At 45.5% G+C, this 11,006-nt stretch carries 10 protein-coding genes; 5 read left to right on the top strand and 5 right to left on the bottom strand.

Going from position 1 to position 11,006, the window contains the following annotated elements:
* The first annotated feature begins 82 nt into the window (after positions 1–82).
* Positions 83–910: an SWIM zinc finger family protein gene (locus QUA01_RS25285; RefSeq protein WP_333093172.1), complete on the top strand. Its 828-nt coding sequence runs from the start codon at positions 83–85 to the stop codon at positions 908–910.
* 486 nt (positions 911–1,396) lie between these two features.
* On the opposite strand, the gene QUA01_RS25280 is transcribed toward QUA01_RS25285, so the two are convergent.
* Positions 1,397–2,035, bottom strand: coding sequence for an HAD-IA family hydrolase (locus QUA01_RS25280; protein ID WP_333093173.1), 639 nt, complete (start codon positions 2,033–2,035; stop codon positions 1,397–1,399).
* Positions 2,036–2,264: 229 nt separating this feature from the next.
* The gene (gene queG / locus QUA01_RS25275; protein WP_333093174.1) at positions 2,265–3,233 is read right to left on the bottom strand and encodes a tRNA epoxyqueuosine(34) reductase QueG; all 969 of its coding nucleotides are present in this window, start codon (positions 3,231–3,233) and stop codon (positions 2,265–2,267) included.
* 210 nt (positions 3,234–3,443) lie between these two features.
* On the opposite strand from queG, the gene QUA01_RS25270 reads away from it, so the two are divergent.
* Together QUA01_RS25270 and QUA01_RS25265 are read left to right on the top strand one after the other, a co-directional pair.
* Positions 3,444–4,406 (top strand): orange carotenoid protein N-terminal domain-containing protein, encoded by a 963-nt coding sequence (locus QUA01_RS25270; RefSeq protein WP_333093175.1) that lies wholly within the window; start codon positions 3,444–3,446, stop codon positions 4,404–4,406.
* A gap of 380 nt (positions 4,407–4,786) precedes the next feature.
* Complete coding sequence (locus QUA01_RS25265) at positions 4,787–5,221, top strand: nuclear transport factor 2 family protein (RefSeq protein WP_333093176.1); 435 nt, start codon at positions 4,787–4,789, stop codon at positions 5,219–5,221.
* A 441-nt stretch (positions 5,222–5,662) separates the two neighbouring features.
* On the opposite strand, the gene QUA01_RS25260 is transcribed toward QUA01_RS25265, so the two are convergent.
* The 3 genes from QUA01_RS25260 to rsmH all read right to left on the bottom strand — a co-directional run bounded on the left by QUA01_RS25260 (position 5,663) and on the right by rsmH (position 9,185).
* Entirely contained in the window at positions 5,663–6,085 is a 423-nt protein-coding gene (locus tag QUA01_RS25260) for an ATP-binding protein (protein WP_194066939.1), read from the bottom strand.
* Positions 6,086–6,392: 307 nt separating this feature from the next.
* On the bottom strand, positions 6,393–8,063 hold the full coding sequence (locus tag QUA01_RS25255) for a SpoIIE family protein phosphatase (protein ID WP_333093178.1): 1,671 nt from the start codon (positions 8,061–8,063) through the stop codon (positions 6,393–6,395).
* A gap of 219 nt (positions 8,064–8,282) precedes the next feature.
* The gene (gene rsmH / locus QUA01_RS25250) at positions 8,283–9,185 is read right to left on the bottom strand and encodes a 16S rRNA (cytosine(1402)-N(4))-methyltransferase RsmH (RefSeq protein ID WP_333093179.1); all 903 of its coding nucleotides are present in this window, start codon (positions 9,183–9,185) and stop codon (positions 8,283–8,285) included.
* Between the two features lie 243 nt (positions 9,186–9,428).
* Here rsmH and QUA01_RS25245 point away from each other — a divergent pair, with 243 nt between their 5' ends.
* Both QUA01_RS25245 and QUA01_RS25240 read left to right on the top strand, forming a co-directional pair.
* The gene (locus QUA01_RS25245) at positions 9,429–10,613 is read left to right on the top strand and encodes an NAD(P)H-quinone oxidoreductase subunit H (RefSeq protein ID WP_333093180.1); all 1,185 of its coding nucleotides are present in this window, start codon (positions 9,429–9,431) and stop codon (positions 10,611–10,613) included.
* Positions 10,614–10,720: 107 nt separating this feature from the next.
* Entirely contained in the window at positions 10,721–10,936 is a 216-nt protein-coding gene (locus QUA01_RS25240) for a type II toxin-antitoxin system HicB family antitoxin (RefSeq protein WP_333093181.1), read from the top strand.
* Positions 10,937–11,006 lie beyond the last annotated feature (70 nt).

The raw sequence follows: 11,006 nt of genomic DNA, 5'->3' as shown, positions 1-11,006 counted from the left end.
TTCCTTCTTCCTTCTTCCTTCTTCCTTCTTCCTTCTTCCTTCTTCCTTCTTCCTTCTTCCTTCTTCCTTCTTCCTTCGCCTTATGATTGACAGAGAATGGTGGACACAACAGTGGCTCGATTTAATCAATACCTACCGCTTCAAAAAGCGTTTAGAACGCGGCTGGCAATACGCGCGCGAAGGTAAAGTTCTCAGCATTAAATTCCCTAACCAAGAAGTAATTGCTATCGTTCAAGGAACAGACCCCAAACCCTATCAGGTTTCTCTAGGGCTTGATACATTGAGCGATGAAGATTGGGATTATGTGATTGAAAATATGTCCCAAAGAGCGGTTTTTTCGGCTAAATTATTAGCAGGAGAAATGCCGCACAATATTGAAGATGTATTTGCAGCGGCTGGAAAAACGCTATTTCCGTTAAGTTTATCTGATATTCGATCGCGCTGTAGCTGTCCTGACCCGAAAAATCCTTGCAAGCACATTAGTGCAGTATACTACTTGTTGGGCGATCGCTTCGGAGAAGACCCCTTCGTACTCTTTCAACTGCGGGGAAGAACCAAAGAGCAAATCTTGACATCACTCCGTCAGACACGGGGTACCCAAGGAGAGGAAAATTCTCAACTCAACTCCGGCAAAAATTCCCCGACTGCGAATTCTAAATTGCCGAAGGTCGATCGCTTTTGGGAATACAACCAGCAGCTAGAATCATCTTTAGTCGTAATTGTGCCGCCGCCCAGCAGCGAAACAGTCTTAGATATTTTAGGCCCGATTCCCCTCGCAACCAACCCAACAGCAACCAGTAGCAAATCTTCCCCCGCCTCTGACGCACTCAAGCAGCATTTTAGTAAAATTTACCAAGCAGTTAGCCAGCAAGCCGTTTTAGCCGCACTGAAACTGGGCGAAGGAGACTAACAAATTATTGTTTCTTTCGGGAAATGACGCAAAGTCTCAGAAACCCGGTTTCTGGGAAAATATCTGCTGGATGGCAAAAAAAATCGAGAGAAACCCGGTTTCTGCAAAATCTAAGAAACCCGGTTTCTGGGAAAATATCTATGGGATGGCAAAACATTTGCAGAGAAACGGGGTTTTGGCAAATTATCCATCACGTTAAAAAACCCGATTTCTCATACCAACTTCAAAAATAATCCAATTAATTGCGTTTAACAGAAGGCGGATAGGTGAAACGCAACCAAGTTGCCAAAGTAGCTACCGCGCAAGTGGAAGCCAAGCTAAAAGTCAAGAAGGTTTCAAATGCTGACATAATACTGTTCCTCTTTATTTAAGCGATCGAGTAAATCTTTATCCTTCACATTTATATCAGCCTCAATTCATTTTTTCAATCGGTTCTGACATAAAGTTTTTACTACTTTAAATTTTGAAATATTTATTTACAATACTTTACACTCTTCCCAGATTACTCATAATCTCGATCAATTGCTGGGGTCGTTCAATCAAAAAATCGGGATGGTGTAGGGCCAAAACCTCCTGAGAATTAAAACCCCAACCTACAGCAATTATTTTAATTCCAGTTTTTCTAGCAGCGTCTATATCTCTAATCTCATCTCCCACATAAAAGACTTCTTGAGGATTGATTTTTTCTTTTTTGAGCCATTTGTTAATAACTTTATGTTTCCCGAAAGTTGAACCTGAGTAAATAAACGTAAAAATATCTTGCAAACTGTTATTTTCCAGGGAGTCTAAGACATTTTCTCGGGAATTAGATGTGATAATACCCAGTTGAAAATCTCGTTTTTTTAACTCCAGCAAAACTTCTTTAATTCCCGGAAATAATTGAACGTCTGAAATTTCACTGCGTAACTCAGATCTCAATTTTCTAATCAGCATCGGGAATTTGAAGAGGGAAATGCCAGAATAACGAAGAATTTCCCAAGAATTTAAGTTGCTCAGTTGAGCGAGTTCCTCTTTTGTCGCAGACTTAAAGCCGAATTCTGCTGACAAACGGTTGGTGATGCTCAGAAGAATATCGATTGTATCTGCTAAAGTACCGTCAAAATCAAAAATAATTACTTTGGTCATTGGACAACAGCAAATAAGGAATAGAGAATCATACTATTTTATATTTTATATTGGGATGATTTACTGCATTCTAGAATATAACAGACAAGATTGCATAAATCGTTCATTGATACATAAATCGCAGATGTAAGCCGGATAAACAGAGATAAACGCAGAGGTATTTCAAGATAATTGGGAAATGAGTACAATCTTGTCTAATATATTAGCTCTAATGACCACTGACTAAGGACTAATGACTATTAATTTGATTGGCTTTGGCATTTCTACGTAGCATTTCCGGTTTAATTCGCCGCAGCGCCGAAGCTGTAAATCTGCGGTTCCATTCTTCGTCGGAAATGTCGGCTAATTCTGCAAGTGTCGGCGCTATATTTTCAGGATAAGGCTCAAATTCTGTAACATCTGTTGGTTGAGCAAATCGCTGATTCCAAGGACAAACATCTTGACAAATATCGCAACCGGCAACCCAACCTTGTAAATTAGATGCTATTTCGTCGGGGAGTTTTTCGGCTCGATTCTCGATCGTATGATATGCTATGCACCGATCGGCATTCACGACAAAAGGCTCAGTAATAGCCCCCGTCGGACACGCATCAATGCAGCGAGTGCAACTACCGCAATGTTCAGTATGGGGAGCATCCGGCGCTAACTCCAAATTAGTCAAGATTTCGCCCAAAAACACCCAAGAACCGTATTCTCGCGAAATTAAATTACCATTTTTGGCAATCCAGCCAATTCCTGCACGCTGCGCCCACATTTTATCCTGAACCGGCCCGGTATCAGCATAATAGCGCGCTTCAATTCCCTCGCTTTGCGATCGCACCCAATTTGCCAAAACCTTGAGTTTTTTGTGCAAAATTCTGTGGTAATCCCGCCCCCAACCGTAGCGAGAAATCTTAGCATATTCTAGGGCTGCACCGTCCCCCCCCGCCAACAGGGAATTTTCGGGGCGCTGGTGGGGCGTGTAGTAGTTAATGGCAACACATATTAATGACTTGACATCTGGCATGAGCGATCGAATATCGGAGCGTTTCGGGTTGGTCATCCATGCCATATCCGCCTGATAACCCTTGTCCAGCCAAGCTTGCAATCTTTGTTTTTCTATATCGACATCCGCGTCTGCTGAGGCGATTCCCACTTTGTGAAATCCCAACTCTAGGGCTTTTTGCTGAATGCGATCGCGATTAATTGATATTTTCATAGAATTAGCAACCGCAGCATAAAATGTGCAATAAGTCTAGTAATTTTAAAAGGATCTTTTGGAAAAGAATCGATAATACTTTCACAATCTTTATATTTATAAATTTAAACTCAAAAAGCTCAAAAACGTTACATAATGTAATCAAAGGAGAAATGGGTTCGTCTATTCAAGTCGGCAAGTAAAACCAACAGCGAATCCCACAGCATACACATGGCAGTTAGTATTCAATCAGCTCAATCAATTTTCTCAAACACCGAGATTGCGAGCGCTGTTCCCGCTACCACGGAAGCATTCTACAAACTCAGCGTCGAAGACCAACTCGCACTCCTCTGGTATGCCTACACTGAAATGGGCATCTCCATCACCGCAGCAGCTCCCGGAGTAGCCAGCATGGCGCTAGTCGAAGGCGTTCTCAGCGAAATCAAGCAAATGTCGCCTGCCGATCAAAGCAAAACCATGTTTGACCTGGCCAGCAACGCCGACACCACAATCGGCCGGATTTACACATCCTTGCGCGTCAACACCAAACTCGGTTTCTGGTACGAATTGGGACAAATGATGAAACAGGGCCTTGTCGCCCCCATCCCCGCAGGCTATCAAATGTCTCCCGAAGCCACCGCAGTTCTCGAAACCATCAAGAAACTCGATCCGGGTCAACAAATTACCGTACTTCGCAACACGGTAGTTCACATGGGCTACGATCCAGATTTCAGCCAAGAGTACGGCAAACGAGCTGCCCCCCGCAGCACTCCCACCGCAGTAGCAGAGCGGGTGAAAACTGAGATTAAGGGTATCACCGAGCAGACAGTGCTCAACTACATCGACTACATGAATGCCTTCGACTTCACCCCAGCCGTCGGTTTATTTGCCGAAGAAGGCGCTCTGCAACCTCCTTTCCAAAAGCCGATCGTCGGTCGCGAAGCTATCCTCAACTATATGCGGGAAGAGTGCATCGGACTGAAAATGATGCCCCAAGAAGGTATGTCCGAGCCTGCAGAAGATGGCTACCGCCAAGTGAAAGTTACGGGTAAAGTCGAAACTCCTTGGTTCGGATCGAATGTGGGTATGAACATTGCGTGGCGGTTTTTGCTCGATCCCCAAGGTCAAATTTTCTTTGTGGCGATCGACTTGTTGGCCTCTCCTAAAGAATTGCTCAACCTGATCCGCAAATAGAATATTCTGTTTGGCGTTTGTCAAACAGACTTGCACAGAAACCCAGATACTTTAAAAGTGTCTGGGTTTAGTTGATTTTAGATTTTAGATTTTAATGACTACTCGTTTACTCGTTACCAGTAGTGGCTGGTAACGCAGATCGATCGGCTCTGTCTCCTTTTTTTGCAACAAGCGAGGCAGAGCCTCTAGACCTCTGTTCCCAGACCCAGCCAGGGAACAAGTTAAGTGTGTGGGTGTATACAATTTGAGATTTGAGATTGCTGGATGTTACTCTTTTTCTTCAGAGAATTTATCCCTAGCCCTACCTATATCTTTTGAGGGATTTGCTGCGACAAACATAATGATTAAAGTATATTCATTCCTTTCAAATCATTTATTTTATGACTGCCACAACTAGACCTATTTTAACTCGCTCTATCGAGATTGCTGGCATCACAAAGCCAGTGGTACTGCAATATTTTGAAACTTTAAATTCAGGCAACTTTGAAGAGACTGCTAATTTGTTTGCTGAGGATGGAGTTCTGCACGCGCCCTTTGAAGAGCCAATTATCGGTAAAAGCTCGATCGCCACTTATCTAAGAACAGAAGCGCGAGGAATGCAGCTCGAACCGCAGCAAGGTATCAGCCAAATTTTAGAAGATGATCGAGTTGAAGTTCATGTCAGCGGCTGGGTGAAAACTTCCGTATTTGGTGTTAATGTCGGATGGCTGTTCGTGCTCAATTCTGACCGAGAAATCTTTTCTGTCACCGTCAAGCTGTTAGCTTCAGCCCAAGAATTGCTAAATCTGCGACCCCATAAAAAATTCAACGTTTAATAAGTTTCATATTTAAATTGAATATTGGGGTTTCATCTGTCGATCGCGCGTCATATCAATTCCGGTTGTACGGTCAGGTGATTGTGGACTGTGGACTGTTGACTTTTGACTGTTAAGTTAAGAGGGCGGGTCGAAAAACTGAATGGTTGAGTGTTAACTGGTGACTCGATTTTATTATTCCGATGCAACCGGAAACGATATCATAGCTCGATCGATATTTGTGCGTCACTGAGGCAGAAACCTGGTTTTTCGCCAAATCTCCGCTGAAGCGCTGCCAACTCTCGAAAAAACCCGTTTCTTCGGCAGACAAAATGGTCAAAATAGCTAGAACGCCACCCGTCAATTATCATAACAAAAACAGTTCGTAGTGGGGACTTTAGTCCGCACTACGAACTGTTTTTATTGCAGTTAATCGACCATCGGACACAATCTAACGGCCAATTAAGATTTTTCTGGCAAACTCGCTTCCAACTTCAGACAATTGCGGCCGTCTAGTTGCAAACTGTAATCCACGCGATCCATCAGTCTGCTCATAATCAGCCAGCCATAGCCGCTTTCCTGCTTCGCTTCCGGCCTCGGGGGACTGTAAGTGTCCATTTCGTAACCTTTACCATAATCCCAAATTTCTAAACCAATATCCCGATTTTTTAAATTCAAGCGAATTAACACCGGCAAATTGGGTTGATCTTTGTGAGCGTGGCGGATCACGTTAGAATAGGCTTCTGCTAACACCAAGCGCAAACGATTCGACTGACGCGGCCAATCGATGTGCTCTCCTAGCTCAACTTCCAAACTGCTCAGCAACCAATTTTCAACAATTGTTAAAAACCGCAAGTCGCTTGGTACATGAAGCTCAGTATTCATAAAAAAATCCTGTAAGTTTGGAAACCCGTGTCTTCTGACCAGGGATGAAATACAACACGCCGAATTAATTTGGCGTTAATACTTGTCGCTACATGAAGGATACTCAATACTGGGCGATCGAGGCAATAGACTTTCGCCGAAAGCATTCACCAAGAAGCATGAATTAAGAGTTAGCCACTGACGCGCTAGTTCTGTAACTTTTGCCTGTCGCCCGCGTTCTCTGTGTTAATCTGTAGCCTGTCAACCGAGGGCTGGAGTTTTTAAGACCCAAAGCCCCCGACTATGATTGTCGGGATAGCTGACAGATTCAGAGAACTTCCAGAGAAAGTATGGTTTGGTCATCTTCCTGAATGGGATTGTCAGCTCGGATGTAGGCCAACAAATTGTCCAAGTTGATGGAACCAGGCTCCTCAATCAAGAGTTGCCAAAGCCCTTCTTGTTGTAGCATAGAACGGGTTGCTTCGCCCCCTGCGATCGCCGGAGTGGTCACGCTAGCTTCAGTAATCCCGTCACTCGTCAGCAGAAATACATCTCCTGACTTTAATTCGATCGCACCGGCTTTACCTTTCCAAACTGGCAGAATCCCCAAGGGAATGCCGCGAGCTTTCAAGAAATTCGGCTCTGCTGGCGTTAAACCGCTAGCAGTCTGGGCTTTCACGTCAGAATTCGACCAAACAATCGGGTAAATGTGACCAGCATTAGCAAAAGCCAAGTGTCCCGTTGACGGAGTGTAACGAGCTACAACCATTGTAATAAAATGGTTGTTGCCGATCAGGTCGTCAGCCATACTACTATTCATATTCTGCATCACTCGATCGGGCTCGGGAGAAATTTCTTGAGAAAGTTCGCGCCGCATCACCGAAATCGCGCTAGCCATAAATAGAGCAGCCGGAACACCTTTACCGGAAACATCACCCACCGCTATCCAAATATCCCCTTGCGAGTGGACGTAGACCTCAAAAAAGTCACCGCCAACTTCCCGCGCCGGATAGCAACAAGCTTGCACCCTTACGGTTTCAAAATCAGGCCAACTTTGGCGCAACAAGTTTGTTTGGATTTGGCGGGCCACTTCCAACTCATTCTGCATCTGGTTAGCTAAATCCAGAGTGCGCTGATAGAGCTTAGCTTGAGAAAGGGCCAGAGCAGCTTGAGCTGCTACACCTTCTATTAACTCTATATCTTCTGCCGACCAAGGGTTAGTGCCACCTTGCTGACACAGGGCCAGTACCGCCAGCAAGTCTTGCTGATAAGTCAGGGGCACAGCAATCTCAACCGAGTTACCCTCACCGCCACTGTTGTTGACTTGAGTTTGGCGGGTGGCTACGGCTTGAACCAGCAAATTTTCATCAAAAGAAAAGCTGCTGGATTCCGTCGCTTGGGCTTGGTAGGGGAAGGTACTAGGTAATAGTCTCTCGCCCTCTATCGGCCGCAGCATACAATAGTTGGCCTCAAAAGTTTGGCCTACGGTTTGAACAATAGTTTGTACCATACTAGAGTAATCTAGCGACCCGCGAATCACGCTCATCACCTCATTGAACAGAGATTCCTTGCGTAAAGCGCGGCGCAGTGCAACACTGCGCTGCTTGTAGTATTTGTAAGTTTCGGACGCTTGATTGATAACTAATTTCAGTTCTTCTGGATTCCATGGTTTGGTGATGTATTTGAAAACTTGACCTGCGTTGATTGCTTCTACCAAGTCTTCAACATCTGTGTATCCAGTCAGCAGAATCCGAATCGTATCAGGAAAGCGATCGACTGTTTTCCCCAAAAACTCGGTGCCATTCATTTCTGGCATCCGCTGGTCGGATATGATCACCGCCATCTCCCCTTGTTCGTCTAGAACGGACAGGGCGCTGAGGGCGCTATCTGCTTTGTAAACCTGAAATTCGCGTCGAAACGTCCGGTACAGCAAATCCAAGTTGTCGGGTTCGTCATCGACCACCATTAGTTTCAGTTTGCTTCCATCTCCCCGACTCATGCTATCCCTTACTCCTAGGCGAATTGATCGGGTCTAAAACGGGCTTGTCAAGTACCCTTGGCTGATTCAGCGGAGCCAAATCAGCATCAGGACTTCGGGTTTTATAGGTTAGTGCCATATTAGTGATACCGCAAGGATACTGGGAACTGGCATCCGGGATCGGTCTTACCAGACCCCGCCTTGGTTTGGAACTCGTGCTTTACTCGCCTTAGTGTCGAATCAAGTTAATTTTTCTGCCAGTCTGAGCTTAGCAGAACGAGAGCGGGGATTTCTAGCTACTTCTTCCGATTGTGGCACGATCGGCTTTTTTGTCAGTACCTGCAAACAGTCTGTTCCTCTGAGTTGGTGCTTGACCGGTCTGTCTTCGAGGCTGTGAAAAGTAATAATTCCAATTCTCCCACCGGGTTTTAGCCACTTTGGCGCTTCCTTGAGAAAAGTGTCTAAAGAAGCGAGTTCGGAGTTGACGGCTATCCTCAAAGCTTGGAAAGTGCGGGTGGCGGGATGGATTCTACCGTTGCGCTGCTTGGGTGGGAAGCTGCTGGCGATCGCCCCTGCAAGTTCTGTAGTAGTTTCAAAAGGACGTTGTGCGACAATCCGCCTCGCAATGCGCCGCGACAATCGCTCCTCGCCGTATCTGTAAATAATATCTGCTAGTTTAACTTCTTCCCAATGATTGATAATCTCTTGGGCCGTCAAAGATTGCTGCTGGTTCATACGCATATCTAACTTAGCAGGGTGGCGAAAACTAAAGCCGCGTTCCGGTGTATCGAACTGAGCCGAGCTAACGCCCAAGTCTGCTATGATACCATCAAATGTGGCCTCTTGAGACTGATATTCAGCAAAATTGCCGTGCCAAAACTCGACGGGATCGTTAGCAAATCGGGCCGCGCAAAAACGGATGGCTTCTTCGTCGCGATCGATCGCCACCACACTCACATCAGCCGCCGCCGCTAAAATCAAACTCGTGTGTCCGCCGCCCCCAAGCGTCGCATCCAAATAGCGCCCGCCCGGACGCACAGCTAAACCAGCAATTAATTCACTAGCCAAAACAGAAACGTGATAAGCCTCAATACTCACATCTGATGCAGGAGTCTCCTTCTCAGACGGCTCGATATCCTTCATAATCTATACAAGCGAAACAAAAATCAACAGTAGTCAGTAGTCAGTTGTCAGTTGTCAGTTGTCCTCAGTCAGTAGTCAGTAGTCAGTTGTCAGTTAGAGAGTTTTTTGCTAATGACCAATAACCAATAACCAATAACCAATGACTAATGACCAATGACTAATGACCACTAACCACTGACCACTAACCACTAACCACTAACCACTAACCACTGACCAATTACCAATTACCAATTACCAATTATTATGTCAAGAATTGAGACAAGAACCGAACCAATGGTGCTCAACATGGGGCCGCACCACCCATCCATGCACGGGGTACTGCGGTTAATTGTCACCCTGGACGGCGAAGATGTAGTGGACTGCGAGCCTGTTTTAGGCTATCTACACCGCGGCATGGAAAAAATTGCCGAAAACCGCACTAACGTGATGTACGTGCCCTACGTGAGCCGCTGGGACTATGCTGCGGGGATGTTTAACGAAGCGGTGACAGTCAATGCACCGGAAAAGTTAGCCAATATTGCTGTCCCCAAGCGGGCGAGTTACATTCGGGTAATCATGCTGGAGTTGAACCGGATTGCCAACCACTTGATGTGGGTAGGGCCGTTTTTGGCCGACGTGGGCGCGCAAACTCCATTTTTCTACACTATGCGCGATCGCGAACCAATTCTCGATTTGTGGGAAGCAGCCACCGGCTACCGCATGGTAAACAACAACTATTTCCGCATCGGCGGAGTAGCAGCAGATTTACCCTACGGCTGGGTAGATAAGTGCGAAGACTTCTGCGATTACTTCCTGCCAAAAATTGACGAATACGAACGTTTAATCACCAACAATCCTATCTTCCGCCGCCGGATTGAAGGACTGGGTACAATCTCCCGCGAAGAAGCGATTAACTGGGGACTATCCGGCCCCATGCTGCGCGGTTCCGGCGTGAATTGGGATTTGCGGAAAGTTGACCATTACGAATGTTACGACGACTTCGAGTGGGATGTTTGTACCGAAGCAGCGGGCGATTGTTTGGCCAGGTACTTAGTCCGAATTCGCGAGATGCGCGAGTCAGTTAAAATCCTCTATCAAGCCTTGAAAGGACTCCCCGGCGGCCCTTACGAAAACTTGGAAGCCAAGCGCTTAGAAAGCGGGCCAAAATCTGAGTGGAACAGTTTCGACTATCAGTTTATTGGCAAAAAAGTAGCCCCAACTTTCAAAATTCCCAAGGGCGAACATTACGTGCGGGTTGAAAGCGGCAAGGGTGAGTTGGGTATTTATATTATCGGCGATGACAGCGTGTTTCCTTGGCGCTGGAAGATTCGGGCTGCGGATTTCAACAATTTGCAGATTTTGCCCCACATCGTGCGCGGTGTAAAGATTGCGGACTTGGTGGCGATCCTGGGTAGTATCGATATTATCATGGGTTCGGTCGATCGGTAAAGCCACTGTTAGCATTAAGGGCTTTAGTTATTAAACGAGTAGAACTAAAGCCCTTACTGTTAATAATGAATGATATTAGAAAATTTCAAGAACAAAGAGGTTGCAGGATGAATGTCGGCAAGCGAGAGTTCTACGTCATTATTGAACGAGATGAAGATGGCTATTATGTCGGGGAAGTTCCACAGCTAAAAGCCTGTTACAGTCAAGGAGAAACTATTGATGAGTTAATTGCCAATATCAAAGAAGTTATTGCACTTTGTTTAAAAGAAGAGAGTGATGAAAAATTACCTAAGTTTGTAGGCATTCAAAAAGTGATGATTTAATAATATACAAAAGTTCTGCGTAAGTCATGTAGAGCAACCCCAAATTTCCGAACATCAATCAAAACCTCTG

Source organism: Microcoleus sp. S36a_B3, from assembly GCF_036700745.1.
Classification (GTDB): Bacteria; Cyanobacteriota; Cyanobacteriia; order Cyanobacteriales; family Microcoleaceae; genus Microcoleus.
Note: the sequence above shows the minus strand (reverse complement) of the source record. Positions and strands in the feature narration are given on the sequence as shown.